General features: G+C 63.9%; 20 protein-coding genes. 10 read left to right on the plus strand and 10 right to left on the minus strand.

Annotated elements, in window-relative coordinates; all coding sequences use genetic code 11:
* Window positions 1-7: 7 nt before the first annotated feature.
* Genes mftD through mftF form a run of 3 tightly spaced genes read left to right on the plus strand, consistent with a single transcriptional unit; the run spans window position 8 to window position 3,634 of the window.
* Window positions 8-1,213, plus strand: a complete 1,206-nt coding sequence (gene mftD, locus ITX31_RS03960; protein ID WP_194782146.1) for a pre-mycofactocin synthase MftD — start codon at window positions 8-10, stop codon at window positions 1,211-1,213.
* Window positions 1,206-2,189, plus strand: coding sequence for a mycofactocin biosynthesis peptidyl-dipeptidase MftE (gene mftE / locus ITX31_RS03965; RefSeq protein WP_228528939.1), 984 nt, complete (start codon window positions 1,206-1,208; stop codon window positions 2,187-2,189). The genes mftD and mftE overlap by 8 nt, the downstream gene beginning before the upstream one ends.
* Window positions 2,186-3,634 (plus strand): mycofactocin biosynthesis glycosyltransferase MftF, encoded by a 1,449-nt coding sequence (mftF, locus tag ITX31_RS03970; RefSeq protein WP_194782147.1) that lies wholly within the window; start codon window positions 2,186-2,188, stop codon window positions 3,632-3,634. The genes mftE and mftF overlap by 4 nt, the downstream gene beginning before the upstream one ends.
* Here mftF and ITX31_RS03975 read toward each other — a convergent pair.
* Entirely contained in the window at window positions 3,631-4,614 is a 984-nt protein-coding gene (locus tag ITX31_RS03975; protein ID WP_194782148.1) for a LacI family DNA-binding transcriptional regulator, read from the minus strand. The two genes, mftF and ITX31_RS03975, sit on opposite strands and share 4 nt — an antisense overlap.
* Before the next feature lie 160 nt (window positions 4,615-4,774).
* Between ITX31_RS03975 and ITX31_RS03980 the strand changes: the two genes are divergently transcribed.
* The 5 genes from ITX31_RS03980 to ITX31_RS04000 all read left to right on the plus strand — a co-directional run bounded on the left by ITX31_RS03980 (window position 4,775) and on the right by ITX31_RS04000 (window position 9,844).
* Complete coding sequence (locus tag ITX31_RS03980) at window positions 4,775-5,596, plus strand: ABC transporter permease (RefSeq protein ID WP_194782149.1); 822 nt, start codon at window positions 4,775-4,777, stop codon at window positions 5,594-5,596.
* Window positions 5,593-6,387: an ABC transporter permease gene (locus tag ITX31_RS03985; protein ID WP_194782150.1), complete on the plus strand. Its 795-nt coding sequence runs from the start codon at window positions 5,593-5,595 to the stop codon at window positions 6,385-6,387. Before ITX31_RS03980 ends, ITX31_RS03985 begins: the two co-directional genes overlap by 4 nt.
* Window positions 6,384-7,409, plus strand: a complete 1,026-nt coding sequence (locus tag ITX31_RS03990) for an ABC transporter ATP-binding protein (RefSeq protein ID WP_194782151.1) — start codon at window positions 6,384-6,386, stop codon at window positions 7,407-7,409. Before ITX31_RS03985 ends, ITX31_RS03990 begins: the two co-directional genes overlap by 4 nt.
* Window positions 7,410-7,527: 118 nt before the next feature.
* Window positions 7,528-8,598: an ABC transporter substrate-binding protein gene (locus ITX31_RS03995; protein ID WP_194782152.1), complete on the plus strand. Its 1,071-nt coding sequence runs from the start codon at window positions 7,528-7,530 to the stop codon at window positions 8,596-8,598.
* Between the two features lie 100 nt (window positions 8,599-8,698).
* Entirely contained in the window at window positions 8,699-9,844 is a 1,146-nt protein-coding gene (locus ITX31_RS04000; protein ID WP_194782153.1) for an adenosine deaminase family protein, read from the plus strand.
* Here the strand turns inward: ITX31_RS04000 and ITX31_RS04005 are convergent.
* From ITX31_RS04005 to ITX31_RS04015, 3 genes are all read right to left on the minus strand, one after another.
* Window positions 9,841-10,263: a hypothetical protein gene (locus ITX31_RS04005; protein WP_194782154.1), complete on the minus strand. Its 423-nt coding sequence runs from the start codon at window positions 10,261-10,263 to the stop codon at window positions 9,841-9,843. The genes ITX31_RS04000 and ITX31_RS04005 overlap by 4 nt on opposite strands.
* Before the next feature lie 103 nt (window positions 10,264-10,366).
* Complete coding sequence (locus ITX31_RS04010; protein ID WP_194782155.1) at window positions 10,367-11,629, minus strand: arginine deiminase; 1,263 nt, start codon at window positions 11,627-11,629, stop codon at window positions 10,367-10,369.
* A 240-nt stretch (window positions 11,630-11,869) separates the two neighbouring features.
* Window positions 11,870-12,733 carry an SDR family NAD(P)-dependent oxidoreductase gene (locus ITX31_RS04015; RefSeq protein ID WP_194782156.1) on the minus strand — a complete coding sequence of 288 codons (864 nt, stop codon included), beginning with the start codon at window positions 12,731-12,733 and terminating at the stop codon, window positions 11,870-11,872.
* 121 nt (window positions 12,734-12,854) lie between these two features.
* On the opposite strand from ITX31_RS04015, the gene ITX31_RS04020 reads away from it, so the two are divergent.
* Window positions 12,855-13,463 (plus strand): TetR/AcrR family transcriptional regulator, encoded by a 609-nt coding sequence (locus ITX31_RS04020; protein ID WP_194782157.1) that lies wholly within the window; start codon window positions 12,855-12,857, stop codon window positions 13,461-13,463.
* 25 nt (window positions 13,464-13,488) lie between these two features.
* On the opposite strand, the gene ITX31_RS15770 is transcribed toward ITX31_RS04020, so the two are convergent.
* The 3 genes from ITX31_RS15770 to ITX31_RS16140 form a co-directional block, all read right to left on the minus strand.
* Window positions 13,489-13,908: an FAD-dependent oxidoreductase gene (locus ITX31_RS15770; protein WP_228528940.1), complete on the minus strand. Its 420-nt coding sequence runs from the start codon at window positions 13,906-13,908 to the stop codon at window positions 13,489-13,491.
* A gap of 21 nt (window positions 13,909-13,929) precedes the next feature.
* Window positions 13,930-15,600, minus strand: a complete 1,671-nt coding sequence (locus ITX31_RS04025) for an FAD-dependent oxidoreductase (RefSeq protein WP_228528941.1) — start codon at window positions 15,598-15,600, stop codon at window positions 13,930-13,932.
* A gap of 137 nt (window positions 15,601-15,737) precedes the next feature.
* Window positions 15,738-15,818, minus strand: coding sequence for a hypothetical protein (locus tag ITX31_RS16140; protein WP_416354784.1), 81 nt, complete (start codon window positions 15,816-15,818; stop codon window positions 15,738-15,740).
* A gap of 410 nt (window positions 15,819-16,228) precedes the next feature.
* Between ITX31_RS16140 and ITX31_RS04035 the strand changes: the two genes are divergently transcribed.
* Entirely contained in the window at window positions 16,229-19,780 is a 3,552-nt protein-coding gene (locus ITX31_RS04035) for a PIN domain-containing protein (protein ID WP_194782158.1), read from the plus strand.
* A 67-nt stretch (window positions 19,781-19,847) separates the two neighbouring features.
* On the opposite strand, the gene ITX31_RS04040 is transcribed toward ITX31_RS04035, so the two are convergent.
* The 3 genes from ITX31_RS04040 to ITX31_RS04050 form a co-directional block, all read right to left on the minus strand.
* The gene (locus ITX31_RS04040; protein WP_323745576.1) at window positions 19,848-22,982 is read right to left on the minus strand and encodes a DUF3427 domain-containing protein; all 3,135 of its coding nucleotides are present in this window, start codon (window positions 22,980-22,982) and stop codon (window positions 19,848-19,850) included.
* Window positions 22,983-23,061: 79 nt separating this feature from the next.
* On the minus strand, window positions 23,062-24,693 hold the full coding sequence (locus tag ITX31_RS04045) for a DNA/RNA helicase domain-containing protein (protein ID WP_228528942.1): 1,632 nt from the start codon (window positions 24,691-24,693) through the stop codon (window positions 23,062-23,064).
* A gap of 88 nt (window positions 24,694-24,781) precedes the next feature.
* Entirely contained in the window at window positions 24,782-25,102 is a 321-nt protein-coding gene (locus ITX31_RS04050; protein WP_194782160.1) for a nucleotide pyrophosphohydrolase, read from the minus strand.
* Window positions 25,103-25,424: the final 322 nt, after the last annotated feature.

Below are 25,424 nucleotides of genomic sequence, written 5' to 3' on the forward strand. Positions count from 1 at the left end.
CAGTGCCATGTTCAGGAACCCATGGTTTGAAACAGTCGCCGAGGCCCAGCGCCGCGCGGAGAAGAAACTTCCCCGGTCCGTCTACGGCGCACTCGTGGCCGGGTCGGAACGGGGTGTGACGGTGGAGGACAACATCGCGGCCTACTCGGAGCTGGGCTTCGCACCGCATGTGGTGGGAATGTCCTCCACCTGGGATATGAACACCACCGTCATGGGCCAGGAAATCTCCCTGCCGGTCATCATCTCCCCCACCGGCGTGCAGGCCGTGCATCCTGACGGGGAAGTCGCCGTCGCCCGGGCCGCTGCCAGCCGCGGCACCGTGATGGGGCTGAGTTCCTTTGCCAGCAAACCCGTGGAAGACGTCGCCGCCACCGGCGCGCCCGTGTTCTTCCAGATGTACTGGAGCGGCACCCGGGAAGCGATGGTCCAGCGGATGAACCGTGCCCGCGAGGCCGGCGCCGTCGGCATGATCTCCACCCTGGACTGGTCCTTCTCCAACGGCCGGGACTGGGGCAGCCCGGTGATCCCGGACAAACTCACGCTCAAAGCCATGGCCCGGCTGTCCCCGGAAGTCCTGCCGCGCCCTGCCTGGCTGCTGGACTTTGTCCGCTCGGGCAAGCTCCCGGACTTGACCGTCCCGAATCTGGCGCCTCCCGGCGGACCCGCGCCCACGTTCTTCGGTGCCTACGGCGAGTGGATGCAGACCCCGCCTCCCACCTGGGAAGACGTTGAATGGCTCCGGAGGGAATGGGGCGGGCCGTTTATGCTCAAGGGCGTCTCCCGGGTGGATGACGCGCGCCGGGCCGTCGACGCCGGTGTCACCGCCATCTCGGTGTCCAACCACGGCGGCAACAACCTGGACGGCACCCCGGCCACCATCCGGATCCTGCCCACGGTGGCGGACGCGGTGGGAGACCAGGTGGAGATACTGCTCGACGGCGGTGTCCGCCGCGGCAGCGACGTCGCCAAGGCCCTGGCGATGGGAGCCCGCGCCGTCATGATTGGCCGGGCGTATCTGTGGGGGCTGGCGGCCAACGGCCAGGCCGGGGTGGAGAACGTCCTGGACATCCTGCGCGGTGGACTGAGTTCTGCACTGCGCGGGCTGGGACACACTTCCATCCACCAGCTGAGTCCGGCAGACCTTGTGATTCCGCCCGGGTTCAGCCGCACGCTGGGTGTACCGCTGGCGGTGCGGGAATCAGAAGTTGGCTGACCCGAGGTCGGCGGGTCCAGAACCGTCAGCCCCGGGCCCGCGTGGCCCGACCTCGGCTGAGTCGGACCTGACGGCACTGACCTGGCCGCAGGTTCCGGCCGGGCCGGTGGTCCTGGTTCCCGTTGGGTCCACCGAACAGCACGGCCCTCATTTGCCGCTGGACACGGATACCGTGATCGCCGCTGGGGTGGCGCACGCCGCCGCAGAAGAGTGGGCCCGGACGGCGGACGGGAGCAGGGCGGCCGCCGTCGTTGCGCCTGCCCTGGCTTACGGCGCCAGCGGCGAGCACCAGCACTTTCCCGGCACCGTGTCCATTGGTCAGGAGGCCCTGGGCACGGTGCTGGTGGAGCTGGTGCGGTCACTCGCCGTCTGGGCGGGAAGCGTGGTGTTTGTGAACGCGCACGGCGGGAACGTGCAGACGCTGGCCCGGACAGTGCCGCAGCTGATCGCGGAGGGGCACCGGGCAGGATGGGTGCACTGCCGGTTCGACGGCGCTGATGCGCACGCCGGGCGGACAGAGACCTCGCTGATGCTGCACCTCGCCCCCGAGCGGGTGCAGCTGCACCGTGCGGAGCCAGGCAACACCGCGACGGTCGCTGAGCTTCTGCCGGCCATGACCGCCGGTGGCGTGCAGGCGGTGTCCGCCAACGGGGTCCTGGGCGATCCGGTAGGTGCCAGTGCCGAAGAGGGGCGGATCCTGCTGGGTGGTGCCGTTGCGGATCTGCTCCGCCGGCTGCCGGGCGGTGCTGACCGGCATGGCATTCTCCAGCCGCTTCCGGAGGGTGGGCCAGTACCGGACGGCATGCCAGTGCCGAAGGGCGGGCCGACGCCGGACGGTTGCCTGATGCCGGACGGCCGGGTAGTGCCGCAGAGCCTGCCAGTACCGGAGGGTGGGCCGGCCCCGGAACGTGTTCCGGCCACGGGGCACGCGGAGGCGCCCGCGGAGCCGGCATCGGTGCCGGGGGCCGCCGGATGAGCCGGCCGGTCGGGCCGCCGCCCGCCGGGCTGCCGGACGGCTTCCGGGTCCGGCTCTCACCGACGGTGCGGGTGAGCAGGGACCGGACGGTGCTGAGTGGCGGTTCACCGGTACGGGTGCTCTTTCCGGGCGCGGCGGCCCGGCAGCTGCTGGCCGGTCCGGAGATCGAGGTGCGGAACCCGGTCTCCCGGCACCTGGTGGACAAGCTGCTGGGCTACGGCCTGGCGAATCCGGTCCCGGACGGCATTGAAGCCGCCGCTCCGGACAGCATTACCTATGTGATTCCGGTCCGGGACCGGCCGGAATCACTGGACCGTCTGCTCGTCAGCATCGGATCCGGCAAACGGGTAATTGTGGTTGACGATGCGTCGGTGGACGGGGACGCCGTGGCCTGCACCGCTGCCTCGCATGGCGCCGAGTACGTTCCGCTGGCCGTCAATGTGGGGCCGGCCGGAGCGCGGAATGCGGGGCTGCGCCGGGTCCTGACCCCGCTGGTGGTGTTTATCGACTCGGATGTGGTGCTGGAGCCAGGCACCGTGGATTCCCTGATGCGCCACTTCGCTGACCCGCGGGTTGCTGCGGCAGCGCCTCGGATTCGGGCGCTGGAAACCGCTCCGGACGGTTCCCGGGCAGCCGGCGGACCGGGCTGGATCGGCAGGTATGAGGCCGCCCGGTCCTCCCTGGATTTAGGTCCGGCGTCCGCACTGGTCCAGCCGCGGGGAACGGTCTCCTGGCTGCCGGCGGCCTGCATTGTGGCCCGGGTGGAGGCTCTCGGCCCGGGCTTCAGCGACGGTCTGCGGGTGGCCGAGGACGTGGATCTGGTGTGGACCCTGATCCGCCGGGGCTGGCGGGTCCGCTACGACGCAGCCGTTGCCGTGCGGCACGACCACCGGCAGGCATTCGGTTCGTGGCTGGCGCGGAAAGCCTTCTACGGCTCCGGGGCTCACGAACTGGCGCGGCGGCATGGGCGCAATGTTGCCCCCGCGGTCCTGGCTCCGTGGAGCGCGGCGATGCTGGTGGCGCTGCTGGCTCAGCGGCGCTGGTCCGTGCCCGCGGCTGCCTGCCTTGCCGCGGCGACTGCGCTGCGGCTGGGCGGCAAACTCAAGCGTGCTCCCCGTCCCCTGCCGTTTGCCCTCCGGCTGACGGGGCAGGGCGTCGTTGCCTCCCTTGGCCAGGGATCGGCGCTGCTGCTGCGGCACTGGTGGCCGGTGGCAGCGGCAGGCTGCGTGGTCTCCCGCCGGATCCGGCGTGCTGTGCTGGCTGCTGCCGCTGCCGACGTCGTTGTTGAATACGTGCGCACCCGCCCGGACCTGGACATTCTACGGTTTGGGCTGGCCCGCCGGCTGGATGATCTGGCCTACGGCGCCGGCGTGTGGCGGGGTGCCGTTCGCGGCCGGTCGGTGTCAGCGTTAATGCCGGAGATCACCGGGCTCCGCCGGCGCTAGGACCAGTGCACCGGCACCGTGAGCCGGCGCTGTTCAGGGGCTGCCTGTGCGGGCACCGGAAGGCCGCGCACTTCCAGGGCACGCAGGTCAAGCCGCCGCAGCAGCAGCTCCACCGCCTGCCGCCCTATCTGCGTTCCGTCCACGTCCACCGAGGGCACGCCGGAGGAACCCAGCGCGCGGGCGATCCGGGCGTCCCCGCTCACCACGATGTCCTGCGGCACCCCGATGCCGCGCAGCTGCAGGGCGTACATGAGGCCCAGGGCGATCGGGGCGGCGTAGACCAGGACGGCGGTGGCGCGGGCGGCAAGTACGTCCTCGGCAAGGCGGATGCCGCTTTCGGCCAGCGGAGGCAGCGGACCAAGGACCGTCAGCTCCGCCTTCCCCGCCAGGGCATCCTGCACGGCTTGGGTGCGCATGCTGTCCGGCCAGGAACCGTCCGGCCCGCCCACGTACACGATCCGGGTGTGGCCCCGGGCCGCGAACTCCGCGGCGAGTTTGCCGAAAGCCGCGGGGGTGTCCGCCACCACCGAGGGGATGCCGGAGAGTTCCCGTTCGATCAGCACGGTCAGCGCTAGGGACTCGGCATGGCGGACCACTTCGGGACTGGCTTGTGACGCGTTGAGGATCAGGCCGTCCACCTGGCTTGCCAGGCGTTCAAGAGCGGCGTTGTCCGCCGGCGATGCCAGGTTGCTGACGGCGATGGTCAGGTGGTTGCCCGATTCCTCGGCGGCCGCCTGGGCGCCTTCGATGATCGGCGCAAAGAAGATGTTCTGCAGGCTGGGAACCACCAGCGCCAGCAGCCCGGTGCGGCCGCGGGCCAGGGCCCGGGCAATCCGGCTCGGCTGGAAACCAAGGGAGTCTGCGGCGGCACGGACCCGCTCGATGGTGTGCCGGGCCACCAGCTCGGGCCGGCCCAGGGCGCGGGAGGCAGTCGCCTTGGACACGCCGGCCAGCGCGGCGACGTCGTCCAGTGTTGCCATGAGTTCCCCCTCTCCCTAGCCCGTCATCTTAGCCGTGACGTGGGAACACGACTGCCTGTGAAGTTCGGTAACAATGCCGAAACACGATCCTACTAGGCTAGGGTGCAATCGGTTCCACAACCGGTTTCATCACTCCATTCGGATTCGGGGATATCGCTTTATGCTGCGCAGACCCAAGCTCCTGCTTGCGCCGGGGGCCGTAGTTCTGGTGCTGGGATTCGCCATCCCGGCGCTGGTAATGCTCTTCAGCCCGCCCGGCACCGGTCCGGGTGAGGTGTTCGCCCGTCTCTGGCAGATGCTTGGCGACCCCTATGACCTCGCCATCATTGGCCGCACGCTGTTCTTCGGGCTCACCGTTACGGCGCTGTGCATTCTCCTTGGCTTCCCCATCGCGTTCCTGCTGGCCCGTTCCACCTCGCGCTTTGCCGGGGTCTGGCTGGCCCTGGCCATCTTCCCGCTGCTGCTGAGCAACGTGGTGCGCACGTTCGGCTGGCTGGTGATCCTGGGCAGCAACGGCGCCGTGGGCCAGCTGATCGTCTGGCTGGGCCTCAGCGAGCGCGGACCGCAGCTGCTCTACACGCCGCTGGCCGTGATCCTGGGCATGCTGCAGCTGTTCCTGCCGCTGGCCATCATCACCTGCTATTCCGCGATCGCGCAGGTGGACAAGAACCTCGACGACGCCGCCCGCGGCCTGGGCGCTTCCCGCACCCGCACGCTGTGGAGCGTGGTGGTGCCGCTCTCCCTGCCCGGCGTCGTGGTGGCCGCCACGCTGGTCTTTGCCGGCGCGGCCACCGCCTACACCACCCCGTACCTGCTCGGCGGCACCGGACAGCGGGTGCTCTCCACCCAGCTGTTCACCTATTCCTCCGTGACCGTGAACTGGGAAGCGGCCTCGGCCACGGCCCTGATCATGACCGTGCTGGTCTTCGCGGTCTCCGGCCTGTCCTCCGCCCTCGGATCACGTAAGGGAAAGGTCGAATGAGAACCCGTCCAGTCCTGCTCAGCCTCGCGGTGATCGGCTACCTCGTGATGATCGTGCCGATCCTGTTCGTCGTCCTGACTTCCTTCACCGCCGGACGCTCCCTGGCCTTCCCGCCGTCGGGCTTCTCCCTGCAGTGGTTCGAAAAGGCGCTCTCCTACGCGCCGTTCATGGATTCGCTTGTCTCGTCGCTGCTGCTGGCCGTGGTTGCCACCGTGCTGGCCCTGCTGCTCGGTGTGCCGGCAGCCCTGGCCATTGCCCGCAGCCGGTTCGCCGCGAAGGGCGCGGTGCAGACGTTCTTCGCTTCGCCGCTGATCGTGCCGGAGCTGGTGATTGGCCTGGCGCTGTACCAGCAGCTGGTGATCGCGCTGCGGGCGGACACCTTCTGGGTGCTGCTGCTGGGGCACGTGGTGATCCTCATGCCGTACACCGTCCGGGTCACCGGTTCCACCCTGGTGCTCAGCGACCTCAGCGTTGAAGACGCGGCCCGCGGGCTGGGGGCGACGCCGCTGCACACCTTCCGCACCGTGACGCTGCCGCTGATGCGCCCGGGCCTGATTTCCGCGGCGCTGCTGAGCTTCATCACCTCGTTCAACAACGTTCCGCTGTCCCTGCTGCTGCAGAGCCGGGACTTCAGCACCTTCCCCATCACCATGCTGGATTACGTCCAGCAGTCCTACGACCCCATGATTGCCGCCATGTCCACGCTGATCATGGCCGGAACAGTCGTCATCGCCATTATTGCCGAGCGGACCGTGGGCTTCGCCAAAATCTTCGGAGGTATCAACTCGTGAGCACGCCCGCAGCAGAATTCGTGAACGTGAGCCAGAACTACGGCTCCTCCCTGGCCGTGGACTCCATCAACCTCCAGATCGAGGAGGGCAAGCTCACCACCCTCCTGGGCCCCAGCGGCTGCGGCAAGACCACCAGCCTGCGGATGCTCGCCGGGTACCTGCAGCCCACCGCGGGGCAGATCATCATCGGCGGCTCCGATGCCACCCGGCTGCCGCCGGAGAAGCGGAACCTGGGCATGGTGTTCCAGTCCTACGCCCTCTTCCCGCACCTGAGCATCGCGGACAACGTGGGGTACGGCCTGAAGCTGCGCAAGGTTCCCGCTCCGGAGCGCAAAGCCCGCATCGCCGAGTGCCTGGACATGGTGGGGCTGGGACACCTGGCCGGCCGCAAGCCCAAGGCGCTGTCCGGCGGGCAGCAGCAGCGCGTGGCTCTGGCCCGGGCCATCGCCATCCGCCCGCGGCTGCTGCTGCTGGATGAGCCGCTCTCCAACCTCGATGCCCGGCTGCGCGTGCAGATGCGCGCCGAGATCCGCCGCATCCAGGCCGAAACCGGCCTGACCGTGGTGCTGGTGACGCATGACCAGGACGAGGCCCTGGAAATGTCCGACTCAATGGTGGTGATGCGTGCCGGCAGGATCGAGCAGACGGGCTCCCCGTCCGAGGTGTTTACCGCGCCGGCCAGCCGCTTCGTCGCCGACTTCCTGGGCTACGAGAACTTCCTGGAGCTGCCCGGCCGCGGCCTGGTGACCATCCGTCCGGAGCACCTGCACCTCGCCTCCGCGAACCAGGTGCACGACGCCGGCGGGCTGGATGTTCCTGCTGTGGTCACCTCGGTGGCCTACCGCGGAACGGACGAGATCCTCACCGTGGACGCTGCCGGAACGCTGCTGAAGGTCTCCGTGCACCGCAACTCGCAGAGCGCGGCCCTGCCCGCGCTTCGCCCCGGCGACCCGGTGCGGGTCACCGCCTCCGGCGGGGACATCGTGGCGCTGCCCGCCGACGTCGTTCCCTCCGCCGCCTAGACCGGACGGGAGGCGCCGAGTTCTCCCCCAACCGGCGCCTTCCGTCCTTTCCCCATCCCTGTATTGCCCTGAACCTACGCGGCACAGCTGTGCCGGGTACCACCGAAAGGAAATCCCCATGTCCCTCCCCCGCAACCGTGCAGCGAAATTCTCCGTTGCCGCCGTCGCCGCTGCGCTGCTCCTGTCCGGCTGCGGCTCGGATTCTTCCGCCGACGGGGATTCCAAGACCCTGGTGCTCAGCGCTTTCCCGTTCGGCGCTGAAGCGTTCGAGGAAGCCGTGGTGAAGCCTTTCGAGGACAAGACCGGCATCACCGTTGAAATCGAGACCGGCTCCAACGCTGACCGGCTCTCCTCGCTGGAACTGGCCGGCGGTGACTCCGGCGTGGACGTGATGCTGATGTCCGACTTCTACGCCGCCATGGGCGAAGAGAAGGACCTGTTCCAGGCCGTGGACGCGGAGAAGATCCCCAACCTGGAGAACATCGCGGACTTCGCCGTCTCCGATGACTTCTCCGGCCCGTCCTACAGCTACCAGCTCAACGGCGTGCTGTACCGCACCGGGGACGTCTCCGCTGAGGAAGCCGCCAGCTGGGACCTCTACGGGAACTCCGACTACGCCGGCCGGGTAGCCTTCCCGGACATCTCCACCACCGGCGGCCAGCTCTCCGTGACCGGGGTGGCGGACACCTACGGCCAGGATCCGTATGACATCGATGCGGCGCTGGAGGCGATTGGCGGCTGGTCCCCGAACATCCTGAAGTTCGTCTCCTCCTCCACCGAAATCACCAACCTGCTGGTGCAGGGCGAGATCGTGGCATCCCCCACGCTGAACGGTTTCGCCACGGACCTGATCGAAAACGGCGAGCCGGTGGCCTGGACCGCCACGGATGAAGGCCGCTACATGGCCACCAACCGGGTGCTGATCCCCTCGGGCGCCAAAAACGTGGATGCCGCACACGAGTTCATCGACTACCTGCTCTCCACCGAGGCGCAGACCGCTTCGGCCGAGCTGGTGGGCGACCTGCCGGTGAACCCGGAAGCCACCGTTCCGGATTCGCTGACCGCCGTGGTGGGCGACATTGCGCAGGATCCGATCGCTGCCGGGTTCTCCACCCTGGATTTCCCCACCATCGTGGCCAACTACGACACCTGGGTTGACCGCTTTGCCCGGGAAGCTTCCTCCAAGTAGTGCCGGCGGGTTCCGGTTCCGGCCGTCGCGCCGGAACCGGAACCCGTTCGTTTTTTGCCAGCATTTTCCGTCTTTACCGCAGCACTGAAAGCCAGGACGCATGACCACCGAGACCTCTTCCGAGACAGCAGCAGCCACCGAGTCCACAGCCCTGCAGCAGTTCGCTGCCCGGATTCCGAAAACGGACCTGCACTGCCACCTCATCGGCACCGTGCGTGCTTCCACGTTTGCTGATCTGGCCGCCAAGGCCGGGATGGTGCTGCCGGAGGATCCGGAGATGATCTTCGCGAACATTTCCTCGGTGATGCGGGACTTCACGCCGTATGAGAATGCCCGGATTCCGATCGTGGAGGACTACTCACTGGACCCCTCCGGCGACCGGTATTCGCTCTTCCAGGCCTCGGACTGGGTCATGCAGGCCCTGACCGAAGCGGAAGACCTGACCCGCATCACCTACGAAGCCTTCGAAGCGGCGCACCGCACCAGCAACACCCGGCACCTGGAACTGTTCATCGATGACGTTCCCCCCGCCCTGAAGGAACTGGGGTACGCCGGCTGCATTGAGGCCTATGCGGAGGGCATCCGGAGGGCCGAACGGGACTTCGGTATGAGCGGCCGGCTGATTGTCGGCATCGACCGCAGCAAGGACGGCGCCTACGCCGTGCGCCGGGTCCAGCAGATCCTGAACGCCCCGCATGAGTATGTGGTGGGCATCGGCCTGGACAACCTTGAAACGGCCGGGCCGCCGGAGCGGTTCGAGGCGGCCTACCAGCTCGCCGGCCGGGGTGGGCTGAAGCGCACCGCGCATTCCTCCGAGCATGCTCCGGTGGCTGTCAACACCATCACCTGCCTGGATGTGCTGGGCTGCGACCGGATTGACCACGGCTACTTTGTCATGGAGGACGACGCCGTGATCGCCCGGATGCGCGAGGAGCAGGTTCCGTTCACCGGCATCTTCACCACCTCCCGCCGGTCCTGGCGGCCGTGGCGCCGCGCCTCGATCAAGGCCATGGTGGACGCCGGCCTGAACGTGATCCTCGCGTCCGATGATCCGGGCATGTTCCCCACCACCCTGGCCAACGAATACCGGATCGCCGTCGATGACCTGGGACTGGACCGGGCCTGGCTGCGGAAGTCCGCGCTGGCCGGCGTGGATGCCTGCTGGCTCCCGGATCCGGAGAAGGCCGCACTGAAGGCCTCCATGACGGCGGAGATTGATGCACTGGAGCAGGAGCTGTTCGGCTAACGTTCCTGCGGAGCGTTTCCGCGAGCAGCGCGGGGTTCCAGGAACCGCCGGGCGCCGGCCCGGGCGAGCATCAGCACCACAATGAGCGCCGTCACCGGGAAGAATCCGCCCAGCTGCACGTACCCGCGGAACACCAGCGCCGTGAGCTCCAGGACCAGGAACTTGCTGCCGGGCAGCACCAGCAGCAATGTTGCCGCGCTGATGATCCGTGCCGCGCCCGGCGGGCCGGATTTCACCCGCCGCAGCAGCCGGGTCTTGGCCCAGACCACTGCCTCCAGCGCCAGTTTCAACAGCACGGCGGTGAGCAGGGTGATCAGGAAGGACTCCGCGATCACTGCGGGAAAGAACTGCACGAACAGTCCCAGCACCACGGTGTAGGCGAAGACGTCCACCACATCCAGGGGGCCGGCGCGTTTCATACCGCCGATGGTAGAGCCGAACCGCCGTCCGCGGCAGCACTGGAGGGCAGCTGGCCGCGATATGCCCGGGTTGGCCGGGCACTGGCTTAGCCGGGGACTCGGGCTAGTCCAGCGGGTCGCGGATGATCGGGCAGGTCATGCAGTGCCCGCCGCCGCGGCCGCGGCCCAGCTCGGCGCCCACAATCGGAATTACTTCCACGCCGGCGTTGCGCAGCGCGGCATTGGTCTGGGTGTTGCGGTCATAGGTGAGCACCACGCCCGGCTCCAGGGCGACGGCGTTGTTCGCGCTGTCCCACTGCTGGCGTTCGGAGGCCGGGAAGTCACCGGCGGTTTCCACCAGCCGCAGCCGCCTGTGGCCCATCGCTTCGGCCACGACGTCCACGAAGCGGCGGTCCCGCTCGTCGCGTACTTCCAGTCCGGGGTTCTTGTCCGAGGGGTGGATGGTGAAGGCATGGATGCCGTCCACGATGGCCGGATGGATGGTGGCCAGGTCACGGTCCGCGAAGGTAAACACCGTGTCCAGATGCATGGCCGCGCGCAGCTTTGGCATGCCGGCCACCACAATCCGTTCGGCGGACTCCGCCTGGAACAGTGCCTGTGCCAGCTGCGTGATGGCCTGGCGGGAGGTGCGCTCACTCATGCCCACCAGCACGGTGCCGTTGCCTGCGGGCATCACGTCTCCGCCTTCCAGGGACGCCTGCCCCCAGTCCTGTTCCGCGTCTCCCCACCAGATTTTGGAGCCGGTGTAGTCGGGATGGAACCGGTAGATCGCCTGCATCAGGAGGGTTTCGTCGTGGCGTGCCGGCCAGTACAGCGGGTTCAGCGTCAGGCCGCCGTTGATCCAGCACGTGGTGTCCCGGGTGTAGAGCGTGTTCGGCAGCGGCGGGAGCAGGTATTCGGGCCGGCCCACGGAGTCCCGCACCAGCCCCGCGTAGCCGGAGAGGTAGTCGGAGGGGAGGTCCGACGTCGTGAGCCCGCCAATCAGGATCCGCGCCAGGGCCGTGCCGGACAGCGAGTCCAGGAAGGCCCGGGTGCCGGCCACCAGTCCCAGGCCCACCCGATTGGCGACGATGCGGCGGTCCAGCAGCCAGGCCCGCGCGTCGGGCAGGTCCATGGTGGCGCCGAGCAGGTCATGCAGTTCAACGACGTCGACGCCGCGGTCCGTCATTTTGGTGACGAAGTCGGCGTGGTCCCGCTGGGCGTTTTCAACCCACATCACGTCGTCGAAGAGCAGGTCTTCGCGGTTGCTCGGCGTGAGCCGTTCGTGCGCCAGGCCGGGAGCGCAGACGAGGACCTTGCGCAGCTTGCCCACCTCCGAGTACACCCCGTAGCTGGAGGCGTCTGGTGCGGAGGTTGGGGGAAGCATGGAGTTCTCCTCAGGATGTGGACTGCGTCGGTGCCGTGGCCGGAATGTACAGCATGTACCGCACCTGCTGGCAGCGCGGCGGGTTCCCCATCCTCGCAGACGTCAGGACGGGGTCCGAATCCGGGCTGCGGCGGGGTCCGGGCGGGGACCGGGTCCGGCCCGTTTTTTGTGGGGGTGTGGACTGCTGCGGGTCCGGCTTCCGGCGACACCGGCCACTTGTCACTTGTCACTTGTCACTTGTCACTTGTGCGCAGGATCGCGGGGCGCTGCAGTACCTTGAGCTGTCAGTTGCTCGGAGGCGGTCCAGAGCCGCCGCGAGAGCACGGGATCCTTGGCGCGGCGGGACCGTCCAATGACCTGGGCTCCGCCGCGCATGTGCATGAGGTGGCGGGGGCCGGTGAATGTCGCATCGGGCAGGTCCCCCGTGACGGCGAGCAGCACCGGCAGCGCTCCTTGGGCGGGCTGCTGGCCCGCAAGCGGGAGGAGTCGGTCCCACACGCTGGCGCGGCGTCGCTGGGGATCATCGTAGATTGCGGTGACCACCAGGCCGGGGTGGGCTGCCATTGCCTGCACGGGTGAGCCGGCGGCCCGCAGCCGGCGGTCCAGTTCGGCAGTAAACAGCAGGTTGGCCAGTTTTGAATCGGCGTAGGCGCGCCCCGCCCGGAAATCACGCTGCTCCCAGTTCAGGTCCTCGAGGTCGAGACGGCTGGCGCGTTCTGCCTGGGAGGCCACGGTGACCACCCGGGCGGCAATTTGCGGCAGCAGCAATGTTGTCAGGAGGAAGTGGCCCAGGTGGTTGGTTCCGAACTGCAGCTCGAAGCCGTCGGTGGTGCGTTGGAGCGTGGACGAGGCGACGCCCGCGTTGTTCACCAGAGTGTCGATTGGCTCGGCAGTACTCTGCGCGAAGCGGCGCACGGAGGCCAGATCGGCGAGATCCAATGCCCGAACCTCATGCTTGCCTCCCAGTTCTCTGGCTAGGGCCTCACCTTTGGCGGTATCCCGCACGGCCAATATCAGGCGGGCACCAGCGGCGGCCAGAGCAATGGCCGTGGCGCGCCCGATGCCGCTCGTCGCACCGGTGATGAGAACCGTGCGCCCGGACATTGAGCGATGTCCCTCCGCAGGGGCGGGTGTGGGAAGCAAAGAAGATCGTGAAAGCATCATGGGCTCAAAGTAGACACTGTAAATATTGTTGTCAATGTCTACATCACGTTAGAATGAGGAAATGTCCACCACGCCGTATCACCACGGGTCGCTGCGCCAGGTCCTTCTCGAGGAGGGCCGGCTGGTGTTGGCGGAGCGGGGAGTGGCGGCCGTGACGCTCAGGGAGCTGGCACGGCGGGCCGGAGTGAGCCACGCAGCGCCGTTGAGGCATTTTCCTGACCGGGAGGCGCTGTTGGATGCGATAGCCGCTAAGGGGTTCGATGAACTCACCGCGGCGTTGGAGTCGGCCGACGCACCTACGGATCTGCACGAGCGGTTGAGCGTCTATTCGCATACCCATGTCCGCTTTGCCCTAGCCAACGCGGCGTTGATGGAGCTCATGTTCTCCCGTGACCTGAACCCTGGAACGGGCGGTGCGGCGGCGCAATCGGCGGCCAGGTTCTTCACCCTCGGAGCACAGCTGCTGGGGGAAACAGATCCCCAGGCGCCGGGGCCGCTTCCCTACTTGCTGACCGGCATGCTGGAAGGCCTAAGTTCACTTGCAGCCCGCGGCCGGCTTCCACAGGATCGCGTCGAAGAAATCACCTCGGCTGCCGTCGAGGTCATGCTGCCTGCAATCCAGAAACAGCTTCGCCACTCCCCCGCAGCCGGGGACCGGCGAACACCCTGATACGGCCCCCGGCAGGGCGGAAACCCTAGAGCTCCGTGGTCACCTTCCACGACGAGTGGATGGCGCCGTGGATGTAGTTGACCGCGCCGGCGTCACCGACGACGTCGCAGGGGATGCCCGCATTCCGCAGCTCGTCCGCGAGCGGGGCTGCCGACGTCGTGCCGTCCGCGTAGACCACCATGGCAGCGGGCGCGGAGAAGGACTCCTCCCCCACCGCCCATTCCACGGACTTCTCGGTGATGCGGGTGATCACGGCGTTGCGGTGGATCTGCACGCCGTGCTTCTTTGCGTCGCTGACCGCGGTCCAGCGGCGCGGCATGGCCAGCGGCAGGCCGAGCTGCTGCTTTTCGTGCAGCAGGGTGACGCGGCGTCCGCGTTCGGCGAGGAATTCTGCCAGTTCCAGGCCCACCAGGGAGCCGCCGATCACCACCACGTCCTTGCCCATAGGCAGCCAGAACTTGGTGAACTAGCGGACGAACTCGGGGCTCTTGGTCACGCCGGAAAGCCGGCCCATCTTGCCCAGGGTGCTCAGCACGGCACCCGCTTCCTCGGCTGTGGCGGTGCCGAGCATCATGGCGCGCAGGGTGTCGCCGGTCTGCACGATCGGCAGGTCGCCGCCCGGGAAGTCCGGCTTGGGGCGGACCGCGCCGGTGGCCACAATGACGTGGTCCGGGTTCAGCGCCCGGATCGTGTCGACGGTGGCAGGGGTGTTCAGTTTGACCGCGATGCGCAGCCGCTTGATCTCGGCCTTGAACCAGCGCAGCAGGCGCTCGTTGTCCGGCGTCGTCATGGTGGAGAACCACATGGTGCCGCCCAGGCGGTCGGACTTGTCGATCACGGTGACGCGGTGGCCGCGCTCGGTCAGCACGCGCGCGCTTTCCAGGCCCGCAGGGCCGGCGCCGACGACGAGCACGTGCTTGGCCTGCGAGGCGGGCTTGAGCGGAAGGACGGCTTCGTTCCCGAGGGCCGGGTTGACGGCGCAGAACGGGGTGTCGTCGAAGAAGTTCTCGGCGACGCAGAGGTAGCAGTTGATGCAGGGGCGCACCTCACTGAATCTGCCCTCGCGCAGTTTGTTGGGCAGTTCGGGGTCGGCGAGCAGCTGGCGGCCCATGGCGGCGTAGTCGATCTTCCCTTCGGCGATGGCCTTTTCGGAAATCTCCGGAAGCATACGGCCGACGGCGATGACCGGGACATTCACCGCTTCCTTGATCGCGGCGGCGTTCTCCAGGTATGCGCCGACCTTGTTGGGCAGCGGGCCGTCAGTGAAGTTGTCGAACGGGTTCCGGCCCCAGCCGGTGACGTGGACTGCGTCCGCTCCGGCCTCCTCGAAGAGCTTGGACGCTTCGATCGCTTCGTCGCGGGTGAGGCCGCCTTCCTGGCCGTATTCTTCGCCGGCGACGCGGACAAGGATGGCCAGCTTGTTGCTGACGCGTGCCTTGACGGCGGCGATGACTTCGCAGGCCAGGCGGGCACGGTTGGCGAGGGATCCGCCGTAGGCGTCGGTGCGCTTGTTGTCCCGCTGGTTCAGGAAGACGCCCAGGATGTAGCCGTGGGCGGCGTGGATCTCGATTGCGTCGGCTCCGGCCTTCGCGATGCGTTCGGCGGCGTCGGCCCAGGTCTGAATGAGCCAGTCGATATCCTCCTGGGTCATCTCCTTGTAGGTGGTCTGCTTGCCCGCGGTCGCGGCACCCATCTTGCCGAGTTCTTCGCGGGTGCTGTCTGCCAGGGCGGACATGTCGTAGCTGTAGTCCGGCTGGTTCGGGGCGAGGACCGCGCGGTCATTGGCGACATCGACGCGGGCTACCTTGCCGTGGTGCGTGGACTGGATGCAGAGCTTGCTGCCTGCCGCGTGGATCGCGTCGGCGAGGGCTTTCAGGCCGGGAATGTACTTGTCATCGGAGAGCCCCGGTTCTTTCATCGACGCTGCGCCGACGGGGAACGCGATGGCGCAGGCGCCGGTGATGATCAGGCCTGCGCCGCCTTTGGCGCGGGCCACGTAGTGGTCAATCTCGGTCTGTTCGATCTCGCCGTGCTCGGAGACGTTCATGTCCATGGCCGGCAGGACGATGCGGTTGGGGGTTTCCATCGGACCAATGCGGCCCGTGGCCATCAGGTGCGGGAAGGTTCTGGTGCTCATGGTTCGAATTTTAGTCGTGTTGTTTACAGCGTATACACGGATTCGCGGGTGCTGGGATGTGTTCTGTGCGACAGGTGTGGGCCGTGCCGGCGGGAAGCGTGTGCGGGACTAGTTCTTCCCGGGACAGGCGACCAGGATCAGCTCGAGTTCGGCCGCGACTCTCTAGTGATTGCTTGGCCGATCCAGACCCCTTCCACGAAGGCGGCATACTTTACCAATCCGAGCAGCGTGATCTTGGACGAGACTGGGTGCCGTCGGACTTCTTCTTCGTGAGGCCGTCAAGAGTTACAGCCAGCACGCAGCGGTGCTGGTCGATGACCGGGACTGATTCGCGCATCGAAGGATGCGAGGTATCTGTCTTGGCCATCTTGTTTCGTGCACTTGGTCCTCCAGTGGCCTCGGGGCAGAACCTACAGGACACGGGAACGTTAGCCCTTGGCATCCTGCCTGGAAAGATCCCCGTTGGACTACTCTCCCGCCCCCAAAAAACCGTCTGAGTGCAATATGTGCATGGCGTATCTGCCAGACGTCCGCATTGCCGAAGGGGCGGGCGATAGCCTTGTGATTCAGATTGATTGTCGAGGTGATCTCGGATTCACCGAGTTGCACGGTTATGGAGAGGCGTGGCATGGATTGGGCAATCGTTTTTAAGGCTCTGGCGTCGCTTGCCGGGCGTGCCGCAGGAGCCTCCGTGCCGGGACTCATTAGATCATGGCGTGTTGCCTTCGAATCTAGAAGAAGAGCAAAGAAATCCGGCATCGAAGTCCGGTACTTTGCCCTTCGGAATTTCATCGATGAATGGCGAATCTTCGAGCTCTTCAACTCACCAACAACGGAGCGCATGAATGAGGTGGCACCTGCGCTTCAAGACTGCATTAAGCCCGATGGCCAAAGTCGTTCTGACATGGTTCCCGAGCTACTCGCCATTATCGCGGATGCCTATGTGCGTAGTCTTCCCCCATCTGAAGCATCACGTTTCGAGGGTGAAGCCACGCGTAAACATGTGACCAGCGAAGTATCCAAGCTCCACGTGAGCAGTCTCAACACGTTGGACATCGAGGCTAATTGTGCCCTGCTGAGTGCATACCGCGCAGAGGAAGCGCACCAGGTTCATAAACAGTGGCCGGCCCTTTCGCGTGTGTTAGCGGCGGTCGTTACGGCTGAGGACCGCAACCAGCTTTTCCATGATTGGGCGGCTAACAGGCCCTCTTGGCTGGTCGATGCCCCCGTTCCCGTTCTCTGTTGGCTGTCTTCTGCGGCAAAGGATTATGGAGCAGTGGAAGCGGCACAAAAGTTTCTCCATGAGGCAATTGCCGGTGGCGCCTCGCCACGTTCCTATTGGGTCGCCAAGGCGGCCCTCGCCGCACCACTTTCCCTCGAGGAAGCCAGGAAAAAGTTAGGGCAAGCAAAAGATCATCCTCTCAGCACGGCCCTCTGGTCTGAGCTGAACGGATCGCATCATGCAGCGATCGAAGAAATTCAGACTTGGAAACCTGTATCGCAAGAAGACCATGCGACGAAGAAGCTTATCTTGGCACAGTCCCTTGCTGCTATTGACGATGAGGATCGCGCTATCGCCGTCGCCCTCGAAGGGCACTCTGAGCACGGGAGCTCAGAGTGCGCACTTTACGCCGCGAAACTGCTTGTCCGAAGAGGGTCGTCCCGCCAACACCCAAACTTCATGAGGGATCTCGCTAGGGCCCTTGAGCTTGCTAAGGCCGTGCGCACATCAAGACGCACGTGGGGAGGTGACAGCGCCGAGGCTGTACTTACAATGATTAGCGCCTACAGATTACTTGGGTCCCCGGAGCGAGCCTGGCGAACCGGAACTGTAGAGCCGGAAGGCTCTGCAACCCTACGAGAGGCGTCAGACGTCCAAGTGCTTACCGAGACAGCGCGAACAGCGGCGGAGCTGGGTATGGATCAGCGCGCCCGCGACCTGGCTGTCCTTGTTCCGGTAGGCCCAAGCAGGGACTACATAGACGCAATTCTCACTGAGAACGAGTCCGGCTTTGAATCGGCTATTCCCTTTTGGACTAGCGCTCTGGCGTCTACGTCAGACCCGACGGACGCCCTCAACGTTGGATTGCGGCTTGCTCATCACGGGTACGCCCCTGAATGGCCAGCTTGGGTAACGGCGGACTACGGCTCCGATGTCGCCGACATCGATCTAATCTCCGCACTCATCCGGGTGCTTCCCGGCGCCTTACAAAAGGCAAGGGCACGAGCGGCAACCTCGCGGCAAGTCTTCCACGGGCTCATGTTCTATTACATCTCCCGTAAGGACTACGCTTCAGCTGCAGACGTGGCAGAGACAGGTGGAGGACGGTGGAACGATCCGGAAGCCTGGTTGAAGGCTGCAGAGATCTGGGTTCAGGCCGAACAACGAGGCCGAGCAATCGAGGCTGCCGAGCAAGCTATTCGGGTGGGAGGAACGGCCTGGCTAGGCGTGAAGAATGCCCGGATGATCCTCATTGAAAGTCGCAGTACGGAAAGGCAGTGGGACGAAGCACTTATCGAGGCAACAAGGCTCCTGGAGGTCGAACCTAACTCAGGCGACGCCCAATGGACATTTATAACATGTCAATTCATGACGTCCGACTATCAAGGGGCTTGGGAAAGCTTCGAACGCCTAGGAGCGCCAAGTCCACGCAATCCTGGCGATGCCAAGATTTGGCTGCAGTTGCACTCTCGCTATGCTCTTGATTTGGGATACATCCGTCCGGCCGCAAGCCTGGCTCAGCATTGGCCAGAAAACGAACAATTGCGTGCCGGGATAGTCCTCTCTATGATGCATTCCAACGCGAAACCGGAAACTGAGGATCAAGTCCGACTCTACCAGGAACTCCTTGCCAACTTTATTGCTGACTTCCCGGAGAGTTCTCTAATACGAGCAGTCAGCGTAGATGAGGGCAACCCCTTTGAATCAATCAAGACAATGCTGCCTGATCCAACCAGCCGACACGAGGCAATGGAGCCCATCCTAAAAGGAGAACTACCACTAGGGCTCGCAACTCATTTATCTGGCAAGAGCTACGCTGAAGTTTGCCTCGTTCGGGGTGCTGGTAAAGTCTTCGCAGGTGACCTTTTAAATCTAGAGAACGAAATTGAAGTTATTGGGAAAAACTTGAATAAACGGGTGGTCATCGACACGACTGCGCTTAACACGTTCACCATTCTCGGAGCAGAAATTGCGCGAGAGTGGTTGGGGTTGTTCTCCTCCGGAGTCACGCCAACCGAAGCGATCCATGATGCTCAGGGCGCGGTCCGCAGTCTTTCCCCCAGGAGCACGGCCTCCATCGGTATAGACGCAGTCTCGGGTCGCCCGAGAATCTACGAGATCTCGGAGGAAGAGGCAGAAACTCGGTGGAATCGGGCCACCATCCTGTTGTCCATTGGGAGGGAACTCATATCAGTCCCACACCCACAGACTACAGAACTACCCCGTTTGAAGTCCACAGACAAAGAGTTTCGATGGCTGCTTTCACTAGACCTTGCCAAGAAGCTCGGCTTGCCGTTTTGGTGCGACGACAGGGTGCTACGAGGGCTGGCCGCGGATGCTGGTGTTCCATCCTTCGGAACTACAGCTTTGCTGGAATCTTTCCGAAGGAATGGCTTTCTTAGTGTGAACGGCGTAGACGCATACGAAGCCAGGCTCATCCACCACTATTACGCCGGCATCCAATTTAACTCATCAGTTATGGAGCTAGCGGCAGAGATGGATGGGTGGAAACCTTTGGGAACCGCGGCAGCCATTTCGGAGTCGGGGCCCACGGCTACTCCGAAACAACAAATCCACTTTGTGCTCCAGGCGTTGCAGCATTGTGCAGAAGATCCGGAAGCCGTTCAGATCTGGGTCTCATCTGTCGCATCCTGGTTGGATTCAGTTTCGCCAGATACTCCAACTGCGGAAGCCAACCTCCGCTTTTGGTTTTCAACGCTGCTTGAACAAAAATGGATTGACTCAAGCTCGTTGCCCCACGTCCTCACAGGACTCCGATTACAAACACCTAGGAAAACTGATCTTTCAGCACTCGTACCCGAGGTACTTGGTGATTTTTACACTACTGTTGCGGCTCAAACGGACCATGCGATAGCCGCGGAGTATGTCCGTGAGTTGATAAGGCTTGCCCCAGCTGAAGACCAGTCCGGAGTCCTCCAGCGCATCATCGCCCTTTAGCTAATCCTCATGCTGGCTTTCGGTGCCAAGACTCCGCGTTCTCGTTGACCCGTGAATTCACCGCTGACTACGGCGCCGCAGCACGAGCCTTGACATAAACATCCACTGGCATCGGCCGGTGCAGCTTCCACACAATGCCGACCGGCTTCGACCCGGAATGCGACATGTAGTCCAGCTGCCCGAGGCAGGTGTACGGCATCGTCATCCCGTTCTCATCGCGCTGCCGAGGGCGGGCGAAAAGCAGAACCTTCGATTCCAGAGCCTTATGGTTGATGTACCGCTGGCCGGTCGTGCTTTCGGGAGACGTCGCGTTCTGCGACTCCCAGTGAAAAACCTCCGGACTCATCGCATAGTCCTTGTACATGATGGACGCCGCGCGTTCTTTTTCATCCTTCTCCAACGTCACGAAGAACGCGTCGGTCTTCGTCTCCGCACACCAAGCGACACCTTCCCGGTGGCTGGTCTTGCCGCCGAGCGCGAAGTACCCCAGCGCGGCCAGGACTTCCTCGCGCCGGTAGGTGGCGTGCGAGTACAGCGGGATCTGCTGCAGGCCCAAGCCGAGCCCCTTGGGCGCATACCCGGAACGCTGCACACCCAGGGCAGCCAACTGCCGGATCTCCGCACAGACCAGCGGATAGCTGCGCAGGAAATCGAGTCCGGCGTCGTACGACGTGTGCCCTCCCCCATTCGGCCACAGCGCAAAGAAGAGCATCCGGGCCAGCATCTGCTCCCGGTCACTCAGCTCGTCGTAGCGGGGCGCATTCTCCGAGACCAGGTTCGTGTAGGTCTCCGCCCGCTCAGGATCATCGATGCAGAGCATCGCGGTCATCCGGCGCAGCAGGTCCTCTTCCAGCGCTGAAGTCTCGTTCAGATGGGAGGCCAGTACGACGTCGTGCGTTTGTCTGATGTCCACCAGCCCGGCTTCGCGGATCAGTGAGGTCCAGGAATCCCCCGTTTTGCGGTACACGTCGGGCAGGTCCCGTCCAGATTCCCGGAGATAGTCCTCCAGCAGGTGCTCGCCGTAGGACCGAACTTCGGCCACTAGCTGCTTGCGGCTGACCCGGAGCTGGTCCCGGATGTTGGCCAGCACGGTCTGCTGCGCCACTCGGTCCAGGATGATCTGAGATCCGGACGGCAGGTAGGGGAACCCGTCCTCCACAGCCTTCTCCAGGGCTTTGCGCCGAAGACCTGTGAGGGCTTTCAGCTTGGCGTCGAACCGGAACTCCCGGCGCTGCTGGCCGATGTAGTCCAGCACCGTAAGGACTGACTTGCCCTTCGCCCGCCGCAGGCCGCGGCCAAGCTGCTGAATAAACACAGTCGCGCTCTGCGTGGGCCGCAGCAGCATAATCGTATCGATCTCCGGTAGGTCGAGGCCTTCGTTGAAGAGGTCGACGGCGAAGAGGCAGTTCAGCTCCCGGTCCCGAAGTCTGCGCAGGGCTGCGGCACGTTCCTCCTCGGGCGTCTCACCGGAGACCGCCAGCGACGCGATGCCGGCGCGGTTGAAAACCTCTGCCATGTAATGCGCGTGCTGCACCGAGACACAGAACCCTATCGCCCGCATATCGCTGGTGCTCGTCACCTTGTCGCGGAGTTCAGCGATGACCTTGGCCGCGCGGGCGTCGTTGCCGGTGTAGAGCGTGTCCAGCTGGGTGATGTCATAGCTCCCGCGCTTCCACTCCACGTGGCTGAGGTCGACGTCGTCCGTCACACCGAAGTAATGGAACGGGACGAGGAGATCGGCGTCGAGAGCGTCCCACAGCCGCAGCTCACCGGCGATGCGTCCCCCGAAGAACTGATCAGCCACGTTGATCCCGTCGCCGCGCTCCGGAGTTGCTGTCAGCCCCAGAAGTTCCTGTGGCTGAAGATGGTCCAGCAGCCGTCGGTAGGTGGGCGCCTCGGCATGGTGGAACTCATCGATGACGACGACGTCGAACTGCCGCGGATCGAGCTTGTCCAGTCCCAGCGCGGCCAGTGACTGCACGCTCGCGAAGACCTTCTTCCACTGCGCGGGCTTGTGGTCACCGACATAGAGCTCGCCGAAGGAACCGCGTTGCATGACGTCCCGATAGGTGCGCAGTGACTGTTTGAGGATCTCCTGGCGATGGGCGACGAAGAGCAGGGACAGCTCACGGCCTTCCGCTTGGCAGAGCCGCTTGTAATCCAATGCAGCGATGACCGTTTTGCCGGTTCCCGTGGCGGCCACCAGCAGGTTTCGATGCTGGTCGTCGACGTTGCGCGCCGCGTCGAGGTTCTCCAGCATTTCCTGCTGGTGAAGGTACGGCTGGATCTCCAGTCCCGTGGTGCTGTCTGGTCTGGCGGTCTGCCGGCCGCCGTTGCGGGCCAGTGCGGCGTCGAGGCGGTCGCCGTCCACTGCTGGATCGTATGGTTGGAAGGCCGGCTGCTCCCAGTAGCTGTCGAAGGTGATCTCGAATTTGCGGAGCAGGTCCGGTGTGCCGACAGAGGAGAGCTTCACGTTCCATTCGAGGCCGTCCAGCATCGCGGGGGCACTCAGGTTTGAGCTGCCGACGTAGGCCGTGTCGAAGCCGGTGTTCCGACGGAATAGCCAGGCTTTGGCATGGAGGCGGGTTGCGTGGGTTTCGTAGTTGATCCGGACTTCCGCGCCGTACTTGAGGACCAGCTCATCGATCGCTCGCCGTTCTGTGGCGCCCATGTAGGTGCTGGTGATGACCCGGATGGGGATGCGGTCGCATGCATCTTCGAGGGCTGATTCAAGGAGCCGCAGACCCGTCCAGCGGATGAACGCGCACAGCAGGTCGACGCTGTTCGCGGAGCCCATTTCTGCGCGTAGTTCTGCGGCGAGGTTGGGATCATCCTTTCCGTTGGTCAGGAGGGCCGGTTTGCGCAGAGGCGTGGACGGGCGTCTGACCTGGCGGCGCTTCAGGGAGTCCGGTGGGAAGAGGGACAGGAGCTGGGTGGGGCCTGGTTCTACACGGTCTGCACAAATGCCCGCGAGAATCGTATTGGCAAGCGCCACCCGGTCCTCCGGGTTAGCTTTTGCGAGCACTTCCCGTGCGTGGCCTGCTATGTGTGCCGCCAGAAGCTCCGGTGACTCATCGTCGGAGACCTGGCTGAATGATGCGCGGAGTCCAGGAGCCGTGCCCAGAAGGTCCTGCAGCTCTCGAGTGCTCAGCGCCTCATAAAGACCGTGGTCCAGGTCTCTGTTTCCCCCAGGAATATTCACCTCTTTAGGCTACCTGCGGAACATCACAAACCGCTGTCCTACTGCACCCCGTGCAAAGAAACCGTCACCCCGGCGTCCTTCAAGCGGAATCCGGTTGGAAGTAATACCTAAGGTACTCACGCAGGGCCGGGTCACAGACATACACGTAGGTGCCTAAGATTCCACGGGTAAGGAGCACCGCGTAGATGTTTCTCACGTAGTGGAGGATGTCATCATCGTCGTAGGTGATGCCCCGCTTAGAATTGTTCTCGCGTCCCTTTACGTCGAAGTACTTGGCGCGATCAAAAACAGTCCTACCACTAGTGGGGTCGTACCGGAGGTCCTCCCCTATGATGACTCCCGCATAGTTTAAGTCATACCCCTGAACGGTATGAATTGACCCAACCTCATTCTCAGAACCGGGGCGATTGATCCAATCTCTCTGAGTAGAGTTCCAGCGAAGTTTCTCGCCGTCCATTTCGATATCGAACGCAGCCTTGTCAGTTTTACTTCGCCATGGCCACGCATAGCCTGCTACCATACGAGACAAGCCGTACTCGCTGTCTCTCTGAAGTATTTCACGCTTCATTGTTCCCAGATCGGCGAAGAAGCGCAGATCGTAACCATCGAAACGTTCCGCAGACTGTGGTGGTGCGCTGCTTAGGATCGCTCGTACATAGCCAACGTAATCCTGGTCCGCAGATATCCTCATTTGGGAACGTAAACGGTATATGCGGCCGTTGGCTGACGCTTCCTCTAGAAGAGATGTGGTCAAGGCTGCGGGAAGATCCGCTGGCCGTACGCTCTGTCCGGCATCTAGCATGAGGATATTGGTTTTACTCTGCTGTCGAATCCAGTCCAGCTGCGTGAGGTTAGGATCATCCGCTCCGAAGAGGTTTTCGTTGATTTGCGCAAACTTCTTGTTGAGACTCCCGGAAGCCTGGTTTGCTCGTTGATTCAGGCGGTGGGCTTCATCGACAATAAGCAAATCGAAACGCTCCTTGCTTTCACCGACCTGGAACGGTGTGAGTACAAGATTCTTGTGGAGTCCAGGAGTCAGTGCGAACACTCTGGCAATAGAGTCACGTAGTGATTGCTGAGGTACGACCAGCCCGATCCTCAGGGAGTTCAGCAGCTCGGCATGGCCCGCGGTGAAGAAATCACTGAAAATGGAATCATGATCGAGCGGATCCTTCGGGTCATGGCCTGCTATGTCCTTCAGTAACTTTATGAGATAGATCGCTACGACCGTTTTTCCCGTTCCAGGCAGACCTTGGACAACGACGGTGTTGGATCGACTCTGTTCAAGGTCTTCGAAGAGTCCTTCTAAGATATCTTCGACGGCCAGGGCCTGATCATGGTTGAGCGCCTTGAAAGGAGACAGCTTGAACAGGTCGCTGTTGATTATTTCGGGCAGTGTACGTTGGAAAAGATGCTCCTGTGACCGCAGCATTTCAAACACACGATCGAATGTGTCCTTGTAAGTGGCTCGGTTGTAGTAGTCAGAATCGGTGATGCCGGCGTTGTGATTAAGCACTTTTAGCCGGCCCTCACCCGAGAACATTCGGATCAGAAACGATTCTAGGTCCAGGCACGCGGACTTGTTGAAAGTCGAATCCAGGACGACACGCGCCCACTTTAACCTTCGCTTATCGCTGGATGCGAGGTGCTGCCGCATCCGACCCTCCGCATTGAGCGATTCCCCCACGTAAACTTCGGTGTCGTTGTTCATTACATATACCACGGGCCAGTTTCGATGGAGGGGGTCTGCCTCACCCCATGCCCGGACTACCTCAGAGTCGAGAGAGAACTTGTCCAGCCTAAAGCCGGTCATATTTCTCACTTCTACCACGGGCTTGGGCTATGGGGTATTTCTCCCGGGTCCTCGATAGTTTTTCCATGACGATCGTGCCGGGCTCAAGGTTGAGACGGTCAGCTAACAGGAGACAGTAGGTCAGGACATCCGCCAATTCATCTTTAGCAGACGCTAAATCGGCGTCGCCCCACTGGAAACATTCGAGGAGCTCGGCGGATTCAATGCTGATGCTCTTCGCAAGGTTCTCAGGCGTATGAAATTGTTCCCATTCCCGCTCCTTCACGAACTCTCTCAGAGCGCTGAGTACCGCTTTCTCTTCACGCATCCCTAAAAGTTATCAGCACTCTACTCTTTGACAGAGTTTGCACTCGCCGGGCCACCTCGCAGTTGCCTCTGGTCGCTCCATTGGAGGGCATGAACTGTGCTTGCTAGCTCCCGCTGTTCCCTACCACCCCGCCGTTCATCAGCATCCACCCGGTTCTCCTCCAGGTGCACCTTCTTCGACAGCCAAACAGACTCCTCCTTAGATGTCCCGAAGAATCTATAGCGCTAACCCAGAGCCGGCCCCGCCATGCACCCCGTAACACCGCAACCCGAGACGCACAGCTCATGCCAGAATGTGATGGCAAACACATAAGGACCCACCG

The organism is Arthrobacter gandavensis (assembly GCF_015355785.1).
GTDB lineage: Bacteria > Actinomycetota > Actinomycetes > Actinomycetales > Micrococcaceae > Arthrobacter_B > Arthrobacter_B gandavensis_A.

Bases quoted from the DNA above. Each gene is read 5' to 3' on its own strand.
- mftD (WP_194782146.1), top strand. From the start codon at position 8: ATGTTCAGGAACCCATGGTTTGAAACAGTCGCCGAGGCCCAGCGCCGC.
- mftF (WP_194782147.1), top strand. From the start codon at position 2,186: ATGAGCCGGCCGGTCGGGCCGCCGCCCGCCGGGCTGCCGGACGGCTTC.
- ITX31_RS03975 (WP_194782148.1), bottom strand. From the start codon at position 4,614: ATGGCAACACTGGACGACGTCGCCGCGCTGGCCGGCGTGTCCAAGGCG.
- ITX31_RS03980 (WP_194782149.1), top strand. From the start codon at position 4,775: ATGCTGCGCAGACCCAAGCTCCTGCTTGCGCCGGGGGCCGTAGTTCTG.
- ITX31_RS03985 (WP_194782150.1), top strand. From the start codon at position 5,593: ATGAGAACCCGTCCAGTCCTGCTCAGCCTCGCGGTGATCGGCTACCTC.
- ITX31_RS03995 (WP_194782152.1), top strand. From the start codon at position 7,528: ATGTCCCTCCCCCGCAACCGTGCAGCGAAATTCTCCGTTGCCGCCGTC.
- ITX31_RS04000 (WP_194782153.1), top strand. From the start codon at position 8,699: ATGACCACCGAGACCTCTTCCGAGACAGCAGCAGCCACCGAGTCCACA.
- ITX31_RS04005 (WP_194782154.1), bottom strand. From the start codon at position 10,263: ATGAAACGCGCCGGCCCCCTGGATGTGGTGGACGTCTTCGCCTACACC.
- ITX31_RS04010 (WP_194782155.1), bottom strand. From the start codon at position 11,629: ATGCTTCCCCCAACCTCCGCACCAGACGCCTCCAGCTACGGGGTGTAC.
- ITX31_RS04015 (WP_194782156.1), bottom strand. From the start codon at position 12,733: ATGTCCGGGCGCACGGTTCTCATCACCGGTGCGACGAGCGGCATCGGG.
- ITX31_RS04020 (WP_194782157.1), top strand. From the start codon at position 12,855: ATGTCCACCACGCCGTATCACCACGGGTCGCTGCGCCAGGTCCTTCTC.
- ITX31_RS15770 (WP_228528940.1), bottom strand. From the start codon at position 13,908: ATGGGCAAGGACGTGGTGGTGATCGGCGGCTCCCTGGTGGGCCTGGAA.
- ITX31_RS04025 (WP_228528941.1), bottom strand. From the start codon at position 15,600: ATGAGCACCAGAACCTTCCCGCACCTGATGGCCACGGGCCGCATTGGT.
- ITX31_RS04035 (WP_194782158.1), top strand. From the start codon at position 16,229: ATGGATTGGGCAATCGTTTTTAAGGCTCTGGCGTCGCTTGCCGGGCGT.
- ITX31_RS04045 (WP_228528942.1), bottom strand. From the start codon at position 24,693: ATGAACAACGACACCGAAGTTTACGTGGGGGAATCGCTCAATGCGGAG.
- ITX31_RS04050 (WP_194782160.1), bottom strand. From the start codon at position 25,102: ATGCGTGAAGAGAAAGCGGTACTCAGCGCTCTGAGAGAGTTCGTGAAG.